This is a genomic window from Methylobacterium sp. 391_Methyba4 (assembly GCF_029691625.1).
Classification (GTDB): domain Bacteria; phylum Pseudomonadota; class Alphaproteobacteria; order Rhizobiales; family Beijerinckiaceae; genus Methylobacterium; species Methylobacterium fujisawaense.
Genome location: NZ_CP121475.1, coordinates 519,001 through 535,278, shown reverse-complemented (window position 1 = coordinate 535,278; position 16,278 = coordinate 519,001). Strand labels below are relative to the sequence as shown.

Genomic DNA, 16,278 nt, shown 5'->3' with positions numbered 1-16,278 from the left:
CCCTTGCGCAGCGACACGGAGGGTGGTTGCCGGCAACGCTCATCGGTGAGATATCCCGACCCGGGTGCATGATCCGAAGGTCGGATCGGCAGGCTTCAGCGTTGGTCGGGCCGCCAGCGGCGGAAGGCCTATGCGCGTGCCGACACTCACCTATCGTCCCCGGTCGTCCCTGCGCGGCCTGCTCACGAGCGGAGCGGGTGGCGGCCTCGTGCTCATGGCGAGCGCTGCGCTGGCCTTGGTCGTCGCCAACTCGCCGCTGGCCGACGTCTATTTCGCGGGGCTCAAGGCCCATCTCGGCCCACTCTCGGTCCTGCACTGGATCAACGACGGCCTGATGGCCGTGTTCTTCCTGCTCGTCGGCCTGGAGATCAAACGCGAGCTGCTGGACGGGCGGCTGCGTACGTGGCCGGACCGCATCCTGCCGGGTGTGGCCGCACTCGGCGGCATGATCCTCCCGGCGCTCGTCTACGCCGCCGTCAATTGGCGCACGCCCGAGACCCTGCGCGGTTGGGCGATCCCGGCCGCCACCGACATCGCTTTCGCCCTCGGCGTGCTGGCCCTGCTCGGCTCGCGGGTGCCGGTCTCGCTCAAGGTGTTCCTCACCGCGCTCGCCATCCTCGACGACCTCGGCGCGGTGATCGTCATCGCCGTGTTCTACACCGCCGACCTGTCATTGCCGATGCTCGGCGGTGCGGCCGCGACGCTCGCCGCGCTGTACGGGCTGAACAAGGCCGGCGTCAGCCGCCTGTGGCCCTACCTTGCCCTCGGCGCGGTGCTGTGGGTGTTCACGCTCCTGTCGGGCGTGCATGCGACCGTCGCGGGCGTCCTGCTGGCCCTCACGGTGCCGCTCCGGCTGAGCGTCGGCAGGCCGGACGACCCGACCTCGCCGCTGCACATCCTCGAACATGCCGTCAGCCCGTGGTCGGCATTCCTGATCCTGCCGGTGTTCGGCTTCGCCAACGCCGGCGTGTCCTTCGCCGGGGTCAGGCCGGCGATGCTGCTCGACCCGGTGACGCTGGGCGTGGCGCTGGGCCTGTTCCTCGGCAAGCAAGTCGGCGTCTTCGGCTTCGTGCTCGCGACCGTAAAGCTCGGCTGGGCGCAGCGCCCGCGCGGTGCGAGCTGGGCTCAGGTCTATGGCGTCGCCGTGCTCTGCGGGGTCGGCTTCACGATGAGCCTGTTTATCGGCCTGCTGGCCTTTGCGACGCAGCCGGATCTGGAAGCCGAGACCAAGATCGGCGTGCTGCTCGGGTCGCTCGCCTGCATGGCCGCCGGGGCTCTGGTTCTGCGGTTTGCCCCGGCCCGTCCGTCTCACCGCTGAGCCGAAGCCGCCGCCGCGCGGCGACGGGGCGCGACAGCCTCGATCCGTCGATCTCCCGCGAAACCTGGTGGAGCACCATGCGCCGTCACCTTCCAAAGCGTCGTCCCGGCACCATCGAGGGCCGGCTGTCCGATTTCGTGCTGGCGCTCACTGGGGTCATGCTCCTCGGGGCGATGATCCTCCTGCTGCTCTCCTGGCTGGGCGGCGGTGCAGAGGGAGCCGCGGTCGGGTACGCGGGGATGCAGGATTCTTGAGCTCTGACCCCGTAGCCCGACGACCGATGACGACACTGACCGCGACGCTGCGTGAACTGTACGAGGGGGACACGCGGCGCGCGCACCGCTTCCGCTACGTCCTGCTCGTGTTCGACGTGGCGACGATCGCCTTCGTCATCGTCACCTCGTTCCTGCCGCTGATACCCTGGATCATCGCCTGCGATGTGGCGCTGGGCGTGTTCGTCCTACTCGACTTCGCCGCCCGCCTCGGCATCAGCCGCACCCCGCTCCGCGAATTCCGGCATCTCAGCACCTGGACAGACCTCGTGGCCGTCGCCTCGTTCCTGGCCCCGGTGCTCGTCGAGGGCGTCGGCTTCCTGCGGATCCTGCGCACGCTCCGTCTGCTGCGCACCTATCATCTGCTGGAGCGGCTGCGGCAGGACAGCGAACTGTTTCGCCGGAACGAAGATGCGATCCTGGCCGCGACCAATTTGGTGGTGTTCGTGTTCACGATGACGGGCATCGTCTACGCCACGCAGCACAACACCAATCCGGCCATTCAGACGCCCATCGACGCTCTGTACTTCACGGTCACGTCGCTGACGACCACGGGCTACGGCGACATCACACTGCCGGGACCGACGGGCCGGCTGCTCTCGGTCTTCGTGATGATCTGCGGCGTGACGCTGTTCTTCCGCCTCGCGCAGGTGGTGTTCCGGCCGTACAAGGTGCGCTTCCCCTGCGACGCCTGCGGGCTGCAACGCCATGAGCCGGACGCGGTGCACTGCAAGGCCTGCGGCAACCTCCTGAACATCCCCGATGAGGGAGCCGACTGACGCTCTTGCGGGCGTCAGGGTCCGGTTCCAAGGCCGTCACACGGCGACGGCCTTGGACACCACGACGCGCTGCTCCAGGGCGGCGATGATTGTCGACGACAGCAGCTCGGCAGCCGGCGTGACATGGCCGGGAGCCCGGTAAAGGACGATCTCCGTATCGGGCAGCTTCGGAAGCTGAAGCCGGGCAGACACCGAGACCATGTCCGCCGGAATCATTTCCGTCGGCAGAACCGTCACGCCGAGCCCGGCTTGGACGGCGGCCTGAAGACCGGCCAAACTTGGGCTGGTGTAGACGATGCGCCAGTCGCGTCCGGCCGCGTCGAGGGCTGACAGCGCACGCTTGCGATAGACATCGGGGGCCGGTGCGAGGATGAGGGGGATCGGGCCCTCGGTTTCCGTGACGAGGCGCGGCGACGCGACCCAGTCGAGCACCTCCCGCCAGACCTTGGTCCCGCCGCTCGGCCCCTGCGGTTCGCGCTTGAACAAGATCAGGTCGTAGCGACCCTTCGCGAAATCAGCGAGGAGGTTGACGGTGAAGTCGCACTGCACCTGAAGCGCGACCTGCGGATGGGTCCTCGCGAAACACGCCAGAACCTCCGACAGGTGCGTCGTCGCAAAATCCTCGGGCGTTCCAAGCCTGACGACGCCCGATACATCCGTCTCGCGCAGGCGCGAGAGCGCCTCGGCTCCCAGCTGCAAGATTTGCCGCGCATAGGTGAGCAGGATCTCGCCCTCGGGCGTCAGCTGCAAGTCCCGGCCGTCCCGGTCGAACAAGCGGCGCGCGAGCCCGTCTTCCAGGCGCTTGATCTGCAGCGACACGGTCGACTGCGTCAGGCTCAGGCGTTGAGCGGCACGCGTGAAACTGCCGTTGTCGACGATCGCGACGAAGGTGCGCAACAAATCGAGGTCGAACGGAAGGGGTGGACCCGGCATCGTCCCGACATCAAATCTCTCCGGGCGCCCTGCAAGCACCCGGGCCGCTTTCCTGCCGCCTCACTGTCAAAATCGACGCCGCTGCGTGATGAAACGCACATGACCATAAGCTTGCACGAGTTGTCGCAGGATTAAAAATTATCCCTGCCATGCCCAATCCTGTGTCCATTTATTTTCACAATGATCATCATTGGCTCCGTAGCGTTGTTCTGCGGCCCGGTCGTTTCCAGATCATTTGCGTGGATGAGGCGAGAATGTCGGTCACGCATTGGCGGGCCGGTGCGCCTCAGCCGCGAACAGGTCGATATGACCGTGATCTTGAGTGGAGACGAACCATGAAGACTTCGCTGAAGACAGCCCGTGTGGCGCTCGTGACGGCCCTCTGTGCGATCGCGCCGATCTCTGCGGCCGTCGCCGACTACCGCGTCGGATCTCAAATGCGGCCCCTGCCCCAGACGACCTGGGACGGACTGTCGACCGGCGCGATCGACATGTCGGACGCCCCGCGGTTTTCCACTGGTGGCTGCCGGAGAAGCTCGGCGCAGGAAGGCAATGCTGATCAGCAGCACTTTCCGGTGCAGCAATACGGACAGACGGCGGGCGGCTACCGCTGCTGAACGGGGCCAGCGTCCTCGGCCCGACAGCCGGCCGTGTCTCACGTGAGGGCCGGCAACGTATCGGTCCGCCACGCCATCGTGTCATGGCGGACCGCTCTCCCGATCCTCGCCTCACAGGGCGCGTCCCGGCGGTCTCCTCCGGGAGTCCTCCCGCAAATCGTCCGCCGCGTCCTCTGCGAGACCGCAGCGCGATCGCGCCCCGACCCGGAAAGGTGCCTCTCTGGTGCCGATCCGCGGCGCAATCCGGACGCCGGGAGACAGCAATTGACCAATGACTGGCGAGCAACGCACTGCATCCGATCGAAATCGTGATGCAGAACGCACAAATCGAACCTGTTCTGGAAAGTCCTCGATCGATGGATGCGATCAGACACACCCCTTTGACTGTCGTGGAAGCCTGCAGGCTCATCGCGCGCCTCTTGAACCCGGAGGCGCGTTTTGTCTGGCTGGCGATCGTCTACGGAGGTGCCATCGCGCTCCTGGGTCTCGCGGCACCCGTTTCCGTCCAGCTCCTGATCAACTCCGTGGCGAACACGGGGCTGCCGGCGCCCTTGTTCGTCCTGTCGGGTCTCTTGCTCGGATTGCTGCTGGTCGTCGCCGCCCTGAGTGCGGCCCGCATCTACGTGATGGCCCTATTCGAACGGCGCGTCTTCGCCAGAATCGTCGCGGATATCACCGTGCGCGCCGTCCACGCCAGGGATCCGCAGTTCGACGACGCTCGGCGCAGCGCTCTGTTCAACCGCTTTTTCGATCTCGTGACGGTTCAGAAGGCGGTCCCGCATCTCCTGATCGGCGGATTTGCAATCCTTCTGCAATCCGGGATTGGTCTTGTTCTCACGAGCTTCTATCACCCCTTCTTTCTCGCCTTAAATCTCGTGGTCGCCTCTCTGCTGCTCGGGATCTGGCTCCTCTGGGTGGGACCGGCGCTCCGGTCGGCCGCGGCCCTGAGCCACGCGAAGCACGAGACGGCGTCCTGGCTCGAGAGCGTCGGCCGCTCGAACGGCTTCTACAAGGACGACCGTCGCCTCGACTTTGCCATGGGGCGTTCCGAGACGATGACCGCGGCCTATGTGCGGGCGCATCGCCGCCATTTCCGCCACACCTTCGCGCAGACCATCGGATTTCTCCTGATCTACGCTGTCGCCAGCGCCGGACTGCTTGCGTTGGGCGGATGGCTGATCCTGCAGGGCCAGCTGTCGCTCGGACAGCTCGTGGCCGCGGAACTCGTCCTGTCCGGGGCGTTCTATGGTCTCTCGCAACTGGGCTCCCACGTGGAAACCTTCTACGGGCTGGTCGCGTCACTCCACGAACTGGCGCAGTTCGACGGGATCGAGCAGGAGGACCGGGCGGGACGATCCAGTGCGGTCCCGGTCGATGGATCCCTGCGCCTGCGTGAGGTCGAGGCCGAAGGCTACCGGTTCGACGTTGCGATCCAGAGCGGTGAAATCCTGTCCGTGACGGCCGACGAAACTGTCGAGCGGACGATCGCGGCGCTGCTCAGGCAGGAGCTCCGTCCGCGGCGGGGATCGGTGATGATCGGCGGGGCCGATATCGCTGCGTTCGACCCGGACAGCCTGCGTTCCGGGCTCCTCGTCCTGGATCGGCCGACGCTCCCCGAGATGACGATCCGCGCCTACCTGTCGATGGACCCAGGCCGGAACGCCGCGACGATCCACGATAGTCTTGAGCGCGTCGGATTGTCCGAGCGCGTCCTGCACCTGCCCCAGGGGCTCAATACGCTGCTCTCGTCGTCCGGCTGGCCGCTCACGACGGTCGAGTCCATGGCTCTCAAGCTCGCCGCCGCCCTTTCGCATCCGCCGAAGCTCGTCGTCTTGTCGACGCTCTACGATCTGCTGCCCCCGGATCGGATCGCAGCGGCGTTCGCGCGGTTCCGGGAGGCGGGCACGACGGTGCTGCATGTCACGCAGCGCCCGGCCCAGCCGATCCACGATCGCCACCTCCGGCTCGGCCTGCCTGAGCAGAAGCGCACCGCCGATCACGACGGCCGCACCGATCAAGTGACGCTACGGGAGAGGTCTCATGCTGTCGCGGCCTGAACACCTGCATCACTTCCCGACCCTGACATCGATCCAGGCGCCTCGCGCAGCTGTCGCGGTCGGCTGGATGCTCGGGATCGGGACCCTTCTTGCGGTCCTGATCCTCCTGTACGTCCCCTGGGTACAGACCTCGGCCGGCACGGGCCGCGTCATGGCCCCGAATCCAGCCGACCGCGTGCAGGCCATCACCGCCCTGGTCCAGGGCCGAGTCGAGCACTGGTACGTGGAGGATGGCCAGCGGGTCCGCGCCGGAGATCCGATCGCGCGCCTCGTCGACAACGATCCGTTCCTGTTGCAGCGGCTCGCCGCCGAGCGCGAGCAGATCGAGGCCGAGATCGCGGCAGCCGAGCAGGCGGTGAAGGTTGCGGAAAGTCAGGTCAGCCAGACCCGTGAGGCCGCCGAGAAGGGCTTCGTGACGCGGCGCAACTTCGAGGCGGCACAGATCCTGGTCGCTGAGCGGCGCGCGCGCCTGGCCGAGGCCAAGGCCAAACTGAGCCGGCTCGAAGTGACCGTGAACCGCCAATCGGCGCAGCTGGTTCGCGCGCCGCGGGACGGCCGGATCCTCCACATCAACGCGGCCGCCGGCGGCACCTTGGTGAACGCAGGGGACACCCTGGCCACTCTGGCGCCGCACGCACCGGCCCGCGTGGTGGAGCTGATGGTCGACGGACGCGATGTCGCCTTGATCAGGCCCGGCCAGCCCGTGCGCCTGGCCTTCGAAGGCTGGCCAGCCGTTCAGTTCAGCGGCTGGCCCTCCGTGGCCCATGGCATGTTTGACGGGCGCGTGCGTGCGGTCGATCCCTCTGCGCAACAAACTGGCCGGTTCCGCGTGCTGGTCGAGCAGGATCCCGGCAAGCCCGCATGGCCCGACGCTGAGTTCATTCCGCTGGGTGCGAAAGTGCGCGGCTTTATCCAGATGGAGACGGTGTCGATCGGCTACGAGCTCTGGCGGATCCTGAACAACTTTCCGCTGGAATTCCGTGCGCCGAATCCGGGCACAACTTAAGAGCCTGGAATTCCGCAGTCAGACTCTGCGCGTATGGACTTGCATCGCTCGCCCAGGTGCGAAGCGGCCGCGGGCTGCATGAACGCGGCGGCTCACATGCCCCGTATCCGCCTGTCCGGGGGGCCTCATCTGACGCGGATCGGTGGCACTCGGCCAGATCCGGCCGGCCGCTACGCGCCGATATCGGCCGCGTAGCCGAAGATGTCGGCGCTCTGGACGCAGATCTTACAAAGTCGTGGCGAGGACTGTGTTGCGAGCAGATCCGTCGCAGAAATCGCGCGTGAAATTCATCGCCTTCGGTTGCCGGCCGGATCAGCCGACCCCGAGGCCGCGGATGAGCAGGACGGCGATGGCCAGGAGCACGAGGAGCGAGGCGGTAACCCCGAGCGTCACCCGGCCGCCGACCTGGGCCAGGATGCGCACATCGACGCCCAGGCCCAAGGCGGCCATCGAGACGATCGTGAGGAAACCGGCGATCCGCGAGAGCGGCTGCAGCCAGTCCTCCGGAATGAAGCCGAGCGCGCGCAGCGTGGCGAGCGCCAGGAAGCCCAGGATGAACCAGGGCACCAGCTTGAAGAAGCCGAGCCGGCCTGGAGCACCGGCCCTTGCCCCGTCCGCGGGCAGGCGCGGCGCGATCAGCGACAGGACCACCACGACGGGTCCGAGCATCAGCACCCGCACCAGCTTGACCAACGTGCCCACCTGCGTCGCGAGCGTGCCCACCGGCACGGTCGCGGCCAGCACCTGTGGGACTGCGTAGACCGTAAGCCCCGCCAGCACGCCGTACTGATGTTCACCGAATCCGGCGAGCGGTACGAACAGCGGCAAGCCGAGCACCATCAGGACGCCCAGCACTGCCGTGAACGCGATGGCGGCTGCCACGTCCCGGCTGTCGGCGCCGATGACGGGCGCCACCGCGGCGATGGCCGAGTTCCCGCAGATGGCGTTGCCGCAGGCGATCAGCAGCGCCATGCGCACCGGTAGGCCCAGAGCGCGGCAGATGGCGCAACTCGCCAGGATGGTGAGCGCCACTGCGCCGACGATGCCGGCCAAAAGCGCCGGGCCCGACGCAACGATGGCCCCGAGACTCACCGAGGCTCCGAGTAGGACGACGGCCACCTCCAGCACCTGCTTGGCCGAGAAGGCGATTCCGGCCTTGAAGCGCGCTCCCGGCACCCAGGCGGTGCGCAGGGCCGTCCCGAGCAGGATGGCGAGCACCAGGGCCTCGACATAGGGGTGGCCGGTCAGATGCTCCTCGCCGGCCTGCAGCGCCTGCGCCATGACGGTCAGGATGAGGCACAGGAAAAGCCCCGGCATCAGCCGGCCGGCTGCACCGGCCCGAAAGGATCTGCCGGCTCGGACCGCGGGCACACTGTCTGGTGCGACCCGGGTGGCCATCCTGGCGGTCATGGCATCACCTCCTTGTCCGGCTCTCTGATGGTTGCGCCGAGACATGCGGCGCTGGCCTTGGCCTGCCGCCCCTCAATCATCGCCTGGTCGACCACCTGCTTGAGCGGCATGCCGATCCACCGGGCGCAGCCCGTCGCGCCCGCGTCGGATCCGGCGAACGGCGTCTCCCGTTGCGGCAGGCGCAGGGGCATCTGCCGGAGCGGGCGCTTGCCCGGATACGCCACCAGCGGACGCTGCCCGGTGCCGAAGGTCGGCGACGCGGCGTCGGCCGCCCCGCTGCGAAGCGGCGCGACGACCCGGCCGCCCGCGCCGAGGGCCGACGTCGTCAGACGACTTCGCCTGCCCATCACGGATCGCAGCCCTCCCGGGGGCGCACCGTTCCGATCCGCGCTCAGGCCGGCGTGACGGCCGCCGTCCCGCGTCGCGCGATGTCGGCGTTGCGATAGAGCGTCAGCGCGCCCACGATCGAGAACAGCGCCGCGCAGGCGAGCCAGAGGCCCGGCATGGCACGGTTCCCCGTTTCGTGGATCAGATAGGTGCAGACCGCCGGTGTGAATCCGCCGAAGATCGCCTGCGCGAGACTGTAGGCCAGCGAGAAGCCGGTGGCGCGTACCTCGGCCGGCATGATCTCGGTCAACGTGACGACCATCACGCCCTGATAGCCACCGTAGAGGAATGACATCCACATCAGGGCGGCCAGAAGCCGGCCGAAGGACGGGTCCGACACGAGCCACGCCATAACCGGGTAGGCCGTGAGGCCGATCAGCACCGAGAAGGTCAGCAGCACCGGCAGGCGTCCCACGCGGTCCGACACCGCCCCCATGACGGGAACCCAGATGAAATTCGCGATGCCGACGCAGACGGTGACGACGAAGCTGTCATGGGCGCTCAGGCCGAGCACCTGACGCGCATAGGTCGGTGTGTACGCCGTGATCATGTAGAAGAAGACGCTCGTCAGCGTGACGAGCAGCACGGCCCTGAGAACGATGGCCCAGTTCTGGAGGAGTGACCGGTAGATCTCGCCGAGTGTCGCGCGGCGATGCTTGGCCCGCTGCGCGAAATCGGCGCTCTCCTGCATCGAGCGCCGGATCCAGAACAGGACCGGAATGATCAGGCAGCCGATCAGGAACGGGATGCGCCAGCCCCATGCGAGCATCTGCTCCTCGGAGAGGAAACCGCGCAGGGACACGCCGATGATGGCGGCGAAGACGACGGCGACCTGCTGGCTGGCCGATTGCCAGCTCACGTAGAAGCCACGGTTGCCCGGCGTGGCGATCTCGGACAGGTAGACCGACACGCCGCCCGATTCCGCGCCAGCGGAGAACCCCTGCAGCAGGCGGCCGATCAGGACGAGAATGGGCGCGGCGATGCCGATCGAGGCGTAGGTCGGCGTGAAGGCGATCAGGGCGACGCCGATCGACATGATGGCGAGGCTCATGACCAAGCCGGCCCGTCGGCCGTGCCGGTCGATATAGGCGCCCAGCACGATGGCGCCGAGCGGGCGCATCAGGAAACCGATTCCGAAGGTGGCCAGCGACAGCATCAACGAGACGTACTCGTTGTCGTTGGGAAAGACCGCTTTCGCCACGGCAGCCGCATAGAAGCCGTAGACCATGAAATCGTACATCTCGAGGAAATTGCCGCTGACGACGCGGAAGACATCCTTCTTGGAAGGTGGGCGTTGGGCCGAGGCGTCCATGGTTTCTCTCCCGTCAGCGGAGCGGTCACTTCCGCAGAAGTCTACCGCTGGTTCGAGAAGCGACGCAGGTTGTTCTATTATTTAGAACGTCGTCTCATGATTTGTTAGGCTATGAAGGTCGTTGGCCGCCGTCAATGTCGAATCTGTTGCTTGCGCGATCATCGAACCAACTGGTCGGGGGCAAGCACTTGCATTCCGCAGCAATCCGGAAGCACGCCCTTGACGGGTCCGGATGCGAGGCGATAGCGTTTAGCAGAACGCTGTATCGGATATTAGAACGATGGACAGCACACTCCTCAAAGGACTGACGCTTCTGGAGCACCTCGCCGGAAGCGACGCGCCCCGTGGCGTCAGCGAACTGGCGCGCGCCCTGAACCTCACGAAGAGCAATGTGCACCGCACGCTGCAGACCCTGGTGGCCGCCGGCTACGTGCACGCCAACCCGGGCGGCACCTACGCCTGCACGCTGAAGCTCTTCGAACTCGCCAGCCCGGTGGTGGCGCGGATCGACGTCCGGCAGGTCGCGGAGCCCTTCATGCGGGTCCTGGCCGAGCAGACGCAGGAGACGATCCACCTGTCGCTGCTCGACAGGGCTGACGTCATCTACCTGCACAAGATCGAGAGCCCGCAGCCGGTCCGCGCCTACTCGTCGATCGGTGGCCGCGCCCCGGCCTACTGCGTGGCCTCCGGCAAGGCGCTGCTGGCTTACCAGGAAGAGGCGCTGGCCCATCTGCCGGAGACGCTCCCGCTTCACACGCCGCGCACGATCCCGACGCTGGACCTGCTGCGGCGGGAGCTGGAGCAGGTCCGGATCCAGGGCTTTGCGGTCAATCGCGGGGAGTGGCGCGAAGGCGTCTGCGGGCTCGCCGCCATCGTTCACGATGCCATGGGCCGTCCCGTGGCCGCGATCGGCATCTCCGGTCCGGCCGACCGCCTGAACCCGACGGCTCTGCGCCGCTTCAGCGACGTCGTTGTCGACGCTGCGCGCAGCCTGTCGCGTGCCCTCGGCTACAACCCCATCACCGTCTCATCCCATCCGGCGCCACGCCACGCCCGAGGCCTCGCGCCCGAGCCTGCGTCGGCGACGGTTGTCTGATCGAGGAGTAGGCCCGTGCGACCGCTGTCCGGTATCCGCGTGATCGAGTTCTGCAGTGTTGCGGCCGGGCCGTTCTGCGCCATGCTGCTCGCCGACATGGGGGCCGACGTCGTCAAGGTCGAGAACCCGGACGGCGGCGACACGATGCGGGCTTGGCCACCCCTCAACGAGGGCTTCAGCGAGAACTTCGCCTCGCTGAACCGCAACAAGCGCTCCGTGACGCTGGACCTCAAGGATCCGGCCGACAAGGCGCGGGCCCTTGAGCTCATTTCCTCCGCCGACGTGGTGCTGGAGAATAACCGCCCCGGCGTGATGAAGCGGCTCGGCCTCGATTACACCAGCGTCAGCGCCGGGCGGCCGAGCCTCGTCTACTGCTCGATCTCGGCTTTCGGCCAGGAGGGACCGCGCTCGTCCGAGGCCGGGTTCGACCTGACGCTCCAGGCGATGAGCGGCGTGATGAGCGTCACGGGCGAGCCCGGTGCGCCGCCAGTGAAGTGCGGCGTGCCGATCTCGGATTTCGGCACCGGGCTCTACGCGGCCTACGCCATCGCGGCGGCGCTGCTCCAGGTGCGGGCGGGCGGCACCGGCGTGCACATCGACGCCTCGATGTTCGGGGCCTCCCTGGCGATGGCAGCCCTCCAGACCAGCGAGTATTTCGGCAGCGGCCGCGACCCGAAGCGGCTGGGCTCGGCCCACCCGCGCAACGCGCCCTATCAGGCCTTCCGCGCCAAAGACGGCTACTTCGCCATGGCGGCGGGCAACAACGCCCTCTACCGCGCCGCCTGCGCGGCGATCGGGCGGAGCGATCTCGCCGAGGACCCGCGCTTCGCCACCACCGCCCTGCGGGCGCAGAACCAGAAGGACCTCCTCGGGATCCTGGAGCGCGACTTCGCCGACCGCACCTGCGCCGACCTGCTCGCCCGGTTCCGCGCCGCGGGCGTGCCCTGCGCGCCGATCAACGGCTACGCCGACGCGCTCGCCGATCCGCAGGTCGAGCACATGGGCTGGGTCCAGCCACTCACCCTGCCGTCCGGGTCCGAGACACGCACCTTCGTTTCGCCGCTGAAATTCTCCGGCGAGGGCTTCCCGATCTACCGGGAGCCGCCGGCGCTCGGCCAGCACAACGCCGAGCTGTTCGGCGACGGCGCTCCGGCCCGCGCCCGCATGGCTTGAGGGCAGCGTTATGGACGAACTCCTGAAGGCGCGCAGTGGCGAGACGCTGACCCTGACACTCAACCGCCCCGACAAGATGAACGCCCTGTCGGCCGCCCTGGTCGATGCGCTCCTCGACGCCGTGGGAGAGGCGGCCGGCGACGGGACCCGGCTCCTCGTGCTCAAGGGAGCGGGCCGGAACTTCAGCGCCGGATTCGATTTCGGCGGCTACGAGGATCAGTCGGAGGGCGACCTGCTGCTCCGCTTCGTGCGGATCGAGCAGCTTCTCCAGGCGCTCGCCCACGCGCCCTTCGACACCCTGGCGCTGGCGCACGGGCGAAATTTCGGTGCCGGGGTCGATGTGGTCTGCGCCTGCGGCCGGCGGGTCGGCGATCCGGCCGCCACCTTCCGCATGCCGGGTCTGTCTTTCGGGCTGGTTCTCGGCACGCGGCGCTACGCCGATCGCGTCGGGGGCTCCAAGGCCCGGCTCGTCCTGCAGGAGGGCCGGGTGTTCGATGCCCCGGAGGCCCTGTCCGACGGTTTTCTCACCGCCATCGCGGCGACCGAGTCCTGGTCCGACACCGTCGCGGCCGCGTCGGAGGCGGCGACGCGGCTGTCCCCCTGGGCCGGCGCTGCCCTCAACCGCGCTGCCGCCCGCGACACCCGCGCGGACGACCTCGCCGATCTCGTCGCCTCGGCCGCGCGCCCGGGTCTCAAGGACCGCATCCGCGCCTACCGCGCGGCCTGACACGTTTCCGACCGGAGGACGCCCCGTGAGCGCCGGACCTCAGAAAATCATCCCCCTCGCGGATCTCGCCGCCCGGGTGCCGGACGGAAGCTCCCTCGCGCTGGGCGGCAGTTTCCTGCATCGCGGCCCCTTCGCGTTCGTGCGCGAGCTGATCCGTCAGGGACGTCGCGACCTCGAAGTCGTCAAGCAATCGCCGGGCTACGACATCGACATCCTGTGCCGCGCCGGCGCCCTGTCCCGGGCCAGGGCCGGCATCGTCGCCATGGAGGGCAATTTCGGCCTCGCCCCCTGGTACCGCCGCGCAATCGAATCCGGCGCCGTCAGCCTGGAGGAGCATGCCTGCGCCAGCCTGACCGCGGGCCTGCGGGCGGCGGCCTTCGGCGTGCCGTTCATGCCCTGCGGCGGCATCCACGGCTCGGACTTGGCCGCCCTGAACGGCTGGAAGACGATCGAGGACCCCTACGGCAGCGGCGAGGCGGTCTACGCCATCCCGCGGATCCAGCCGGACTTCGCGGTGATCCAGGCCAACGAGGTCAGCGAGTCGGGAGACGTGCGCGTCTTCGGGACCTCGCACTGGGACCGGATCATGAGCCGCTCGGCCAAGCGCGTGCTCGTGGTGGCTGAGCGGATCGCGCCGGACGCCTCCTTCCGCGACCAGCCCGAACTGACGCTGGTGCCCCACTTCCTCGTCGAGGCGGTGAGCATCGTGCCGAACGGGGCGTGGCCCGGCTCGCTCTGGCCGGATTACGCGATCGATTACCCGGCCGTGGAGGCCTACATGACCGACGCCCCGGGCGTGCTCGCCGACCACCTCGCGGCCGGCCCCGAAGCGCGGGAGGCCGCCCATGTCTGAGGCGGCGTCCAACGTGACCGGGACTTGGTCGGGCTTCTCCTACATCGTCACGAACCTCGCCCGGTTCGTGCGGCCGAACGAGATCACCTTCAGCGGCGTGAACTCGGCCCTGCCGATGCTGGCCTGTCTCCTGGCCAAGCAGGCCTATCCCTTCGCGTTCACCTACATCAACGTCGCCGGCGGGGTCGATCCGAACCCGTCGGAGGTGCCGATCTCCTCCTCCGACCCCGTGCTCGCCGAGGGCTCGCGGGCGATCTTCGCCAACGAGGATTTCTACGATCTCTGCACCCGCGGCCTGATGGACCTGTGCTTCCTGGGCGCCGCCCAGGTCGATGGCCTTGGCCGCACGAACGTCTCCTGCATCGGCGACTGGCACGCCCCGCGGGTGCGGTTGCCGGGCGGCGGTGGGGGGGCCGTGATGCTGCCCACCGCCCGCCGGGCGGTCACATGGCGCACGGAGCATTCCCGGCGCACCCTGGTGGAGACCCTCGACTTCGTCACAGCGGCCGGCGGCATGCATGGCGTGGTCACGCCGATCGCCGTCTTCACGAAGCGCGAGGGCCGGCTCGCGCTGGCCTCCTGGCATCCGGAGGCGAGCCTCGACGAGGTCCGCGACCGTACCGGCTTCGCCTTCTCGGCGGAGGATGCCGGGCCGACGCCGCCGCCGACCCCGGAGGAGCGGGCGGCGCTGGCTTCCCTCGACCCGGCGGGCCGTTTCGCGGTCGATGCGGGCATCCGCCTGCGCTGAAGCGCGGGACAGACCAAGGGAAGAGGAGATCGCCGCCATGCCGGACTCGCTCAGCGCGCGGCTGCGCGCGGCCATCGCGCATCACGCCGAGGCGGGCCGCACGGCCCTCGCGGCCCCGGACCCCATCACCTACGCCGATCTCGGCGCACGCATCGACGCCGCCGCGGGGGCGGTCCGGGACTGGGGCGTCGAGAAAGGCGACCGGGTCGGGCTGATCGCACCCAAGAGCGCGGCGGCCATAGCGACCTATTTCGGGGCCCTGCAGGCCGGCGCCTGCGTCTGCTTCTTCGAGCCCGGACTCGCGCCGGAGGTCGTGGCCGAGCAGGCGGCTCTTGTCGGCATGCGGCACCTCATCGTCGCCGAGGCCTACGCGGCGCAGGTGACCGGGCGCGCCCTGGCCGGCCTGGACGTCCGGGCGCTTGACGGTTTCAGCAGCGGGACGGCCTTCGCGGCAGAGATCGGCCCGCGGGACGAGGCCATGCTGCTCTTCACCTCGGGGAGCACCGGCCGGCCGAAGGGCGTGCTGCTGCGCCACGAAGGGCTCATCTGCAACGCCACAGGCGTGCTCCGCCACACCGGCACGGGGCCCGAAGACCGGCTTCTCCACGTCATGCCGCTCCACCACACGAACGGCGTCAACAATCAGCTGATCGTGCCTCTGCTGGCCGGGGCCGAGATCGTGCTGATGGAGCGCTTCCAGGCCGAGGCCGCCCTCGACCATCTGCGCACCGGCGGCATCACCTACATGACCGGGGTGCCGACGATCTACGCGCGGATGCTGCCCCTGCTGCGCCAGGGCGAGCGCTTCCCGGGCCTGCGCTTCCTGCGCTGCGGCTCGGCGCCGATCACGCCGACCCTGCATCATCAGATCGAGAACACCTTCGGCGTGCCGCTCCTCGTCTCCTACGGCCTGTCGGAGGCAACCTGCACCTCGACCATGAATCCGCCGGGCCGGCGCCGCATCGGCACGATCGGAACCGTGCTGGAGGGGCAGAATGTCGGCCTGTTCGATCCCGTTACGGGTCGCCCGGTCGAGACCGGTCGGGAGGGGGAGATCCGCATCTCCGGCCCCGCCCTGATGGCCGGCTATCTCGGCAGCACGGATCAGCCGATCGTGGATGGCTGGCTGCGCACGGGCGATCTCGGCCGCTTCGATTCCGACGGCTTCCTATCCATCACCGGGCGCATCAAGGACGTGATCATTCGCGGCGGCGAGAACATCTCGCCCGCGCTGATCGAGCGACAGCTCGCCGCCCATCCCGCCATCCGCGATTGCTGCGTGGTCGGCGCTCCCGACGCGGATCTCGGCGAGGTGCCGGTGGCCTTCGTGGTGCTGCGGGAGGGCCAGGGCCTCGACGAGCCGGGCCTCAAGGATTTCGTGCGCGGCTCCCTCGCGCGGATCTATGTGCCGGCGCAGATCCACAAGCTCGATGTGCTGCCGGTCAATGGCGTCGGGAAGACCGATCGCAAGGCGCTGCGCAGCCTGCTGGTCGTTCCTTGATCCGCGCACGCAGGTGACGGTCCCCTCTCCTGGGCATCACGACGCCCCGGACGCGCGACGGCTCTCTCAGAACCCCGCGGGAGACCGCC

At 68.4% G+C, this 16,278-nt stretch carries 16 protein-coding genes; 12 read left to right on the top strand and 4 right to left on the bottom strand.

The genetic code is table 11. From position 1 onward, the window contains the following. Positions 1 to 130 precede the first annotated feature (130 nt). The 3 genes from nhaA (at position 131) to P9K36_RS02555 (ending at position 2,369) form a co-directional block, all read left to right on the top strand. On the top strand, positions 131 to 1,318 hold the full coding sequence (gene nhaA, locus P9K36_RS02565; protein ID WP_043755310.1) for a Na+/H+ antiporter NhaA: 1,188 nt from the start codon (positions 131 to 133) through the stop codon (positions 1,316 to 1,318). Between the two features lie 77 nt (positions 1,319 to 1,395). Next, entirely contained in the window at positions 1,396 to 1,572 is a 177-nt protein-coding gene (locus tag P9K36_RS02560; RefSeq protein ID WP_164706322.1) for a hypothetical protein, read from the top strand. 26 nt (positions 1,573 to 1,598) lie between these two features. Continuing rightward, positions 1,599 to 2,369: a potassium channel family protein gene (locus P9K36_RS02555; protein WP_043351828.1), complete on the top strand. Its 771-nt coding sequence runs from the start codon at positions 1,599 to 1,601 to the stop codon at positions 2,367 to 2,369. 36 nt (positions 2,370 to 2,405) lie between these two features. On the opposite strand, the gene P9K36_RS02550 is transcribed toward P9K36_RS02555, so the two are convergent. Continuing rightward, complete coding sequence (locus P9K36_RS02550; RefSeq protein WP_278306521.1) at positions 2,406 to 3,266, bottom strand: LysR substrate-binding domain-containing protein; 861 nt, start codon at positions 3,264 to 3,266, stop codon at positions 2,406 to 2,408. A 371-nt stretch (positions 3,267 to 3,637) separates the two neighbouring features. Between P9K36_RS02550 and P9K36_RS02545 the strand changes: the two genes are divergently transcribed. From P9K36_RS02545 to P9K36_RS02535, 3 genes are all read left to right on the top strand, one after another. Next, entirely contained in the window at positions 3,638 to 3,919 is a 282-nt protein-coding gene (locus P9K36_RS02545; RefSeq protein ID WP_043386221.1) for a hypothetical protein, read from the top strand. Between the two features lie 389 nt (positions 3,920 to 4,308). Further along, complete coding sequence (locus P9K36_RS02540; RefSeq protein ID WP_236962146.1) at positions 4,309 to 5,976, top strand: ABC transporter ATP-binding protein; 1,668 nt, start codon at positions 4,309 to 4,311, stop codon at positions 5,974 to 5,976. Then, complete coding sequence (locus P9K36_RS02535) at positions 5,960 to 6,982, top strand: HlyD family efflux transporter periplasmic adaptor subunit (RefSeq protein WP_278306520.1); 1,023 nt, start codon at positions 5,960 to 5,962, stop codon at positions 6,980 to 6,982. The genes P9K36_RS02540 and P9K36_RS02535 overlap by 17 nt, the downstream gene beginning before the upstream one ends. Positions 6,983 to 7,294: 312 nt before the next feature. Here the strand turns inward: P9K36_RS02535 and P9K36_RS02530 are convergent, their stop codons facing one another. From P9K36_RS02530 to P9K36_RS02520, 3 genes are all read right to left on the bottom strand, one after another. Further along, the gene (locus tag P9K36_RS02530; protein WP_236961622.1) at positions 7,295 to 8,299 is read right to left on the bottom strand and encodes a putative sulfate exporter family transporter; all 1,005 of its coding nucleotides are present in this window, start codon (positions 8,297 to 8,299) and stop codon (positions 7,295 to 7,297) included. A gap of 89 nt (positions 8,300 to 8,388) precedes the next feature. Further along, positions 8,389 to 8,739 (bottom strand): hypothetical protein, encoded by a 351-nt coding sequence (locus P9K36_RS02525; RefSeq protein ID WP_043755301.1) that lies wholly within the window; start codon positions 8,737 to 8,739, stop codon positions 8,389 to 8,391. A gap of 44 nt (positions 8,740 to 8,783) precedes the next feature. Further along, positions 8,784 to 10,091 (bottom strand): MFS transporter, encoded by a 1,308-nt coding sequence (locus P9K36_RS02520; protein ID WP_043755299.1) that lies wholly within the window; start codon positions 10,089 to 10,091, stop codon positions 8,784 to 8,786. Positions 10,092 to 10,371: 280 nt separating this feature from the next. On the opposite strand from P9K36_RS02520, the gene P9K36_RS02515 reads away from it, so the two are divergent. The 6 genes from P9K36_RS02515 to P9K36_RS02490 are packed head-to-tail and all read left to right on the top strand — an operon-like array spanning position 10,372 to position 16,189. Then, the gene (locus P9K36_RS02515) at positions 10,372 to 11,187 is read left to right on the top strand and encodes an IclR family transcriptional regulator (protein ID WP_043386232.1); all 816 of its coding nucleotides are present in this window, start codon (positions 10,372 to 10,374) and stop codon (positions 11,185 to 11,187) included. A gap of 15 nt (positions 11,188 to 11,202) precedes the next feature. Further along, positions 11,203 to 12,360, top strand: coding sequence for a CoA transferase (locus tag P9K36_RS02510; protein WP_043755297.1), 1,158 nt, complete (start codon positions 11,203 to 11,205; stop codon positions 12,358 to 12,360). A gap of 10 nt (positions 12,361 to 12,370) precedes the next feature. Further along, positions 12,371 to 13,087, top strand: coding sequence for an enoyl-CoA hydratase/isomerase family protein (locus tag P9K36_RS02505; protein WP_043755295.1), 717 nt, complete (start codon positions 12,371 to 12,373; stop codon positions 13,085 to 13,087). Positions 13,088 to 13,112: 25 nt separating this feature from the next. Beyond that, entirely contained in the window at positions 13,113 to 13,940 is an 828-nt protein-coding gene (locus tag P9K36_RS02500; RefSeq protein ID WP_111473122.1) for a CoA transferase, read from the top strand. Beyond that, entirely contained in the window at positions 13,933 to 14,688 is a 756-nt protein-coding gene (locus P9K36_RS02495) for a CoA-transferase (protein ID WP_043346590.1), read from the top strand. Before P9K36_RS02500 ends, P9K36_RS02495 begins: the two co-directional genes overlap by 8 nt. A gap of 37 nt (positions 14,689 to 14,725) precedes the next feature. After that, positions 14,726 to 16,189: a class I adenylate-forming enzyme family protein gene (locus P9K36_RS02490; protein WP_043755291.1), complete on the top strand. Its 1,464-nt coding sequence runs from the start codon at positions 14,726 to 14,728 to the stop codon at positions 16,187 to 16,189. Positions 16,190 to 16,278: the final 89 nt, after the last annotated feature.

Bases quoted from the DNA above. Each gene is read 5' to 3' on its own strand.
- P9K36_RS02535 (WP_278306520.1), top strand. From the start codon at position 5,960: ATGCTGTCGCGGCCTGAACACCTGCATCACTTCCCGACCCTGACATCG.
- P9K36_RS02525 (WP_043755301.1), bottom strand. From the start codon at position 8,739: ATGGGCAGGCGAAGTCGTCTGACGACGTCGGCCCTCGGCGCGGGCGGC.
- P9K36_RS02490 (WP_043755291.1), top strand. From the start codon at position 14,726: ATGCCGGACTCGCTCAGCGCGCGGCTGCGCGCGGCCATCGCGCATCAC.
- P9K36_RS02515 (WP_043386232.1), top strand. From the start codon at position 10,372: ATGGACAGCACACTCCTCAAAGGACTGACGCTTCTGGAGCACCTCGCC.
- P9K36_RS02505 (WP_043755295.1), top strand. From the start codon at position 12,371: ATGGACGAACTCCTGAAGGCGCGCAGTGGCGAGACGCTGACCCTGACA.
- P9K36_RS02545 (WP_043386221.1), top strand. From the start codon at position 3,638: ATGAAGACTTCGCTGAAGACAGCCCGTGTGGCGCTCGTGACGGCCCTC.
- nhaA (WP_043755310.1), top strand. From the start codon at position 131: ATGCGCGTGCCGACACTCACCTATCGTCCCCGGTCGTCCCTGCGCGGC.
- P9K36_RS02555 (WP_043351828.1), top strand. From the start codon at position 1,599: ATGACGACACTGACCGCGACGCTGCGTGAACTGTACGAGGGGGACACG.
- P9K36_RS02560 (WP_164706322.1), top strand. From the start codon at position 1,396: ATGCGCCGTCACCTTCCAAAGCGTCGTCCCGGCACCATCGAGGGCCGG.
- P9K36_RS02520 (WP_043755299.1), bottom strand. From the start codon at position 10,091: ATGGACGCCTCGGCCCAACGCCCACCTTCCAAGAAGGATGTCTTCCGC.
- P9K36_RS02495 (WP_043346590.1), top strand. From the start codon at position 13,933: ATGTCTGAGGCGGCGTCCAACGTGACCGGGACTTGGTCGGGCTTCTCC.
- P9K36_RS02530 (WP_236961622.1), bottom strand. From the start codon at position 8,299: ATGCCGGGGCTTTTCCTGTGCCTCATCCTGACCGTCATGGCGCAGGCG.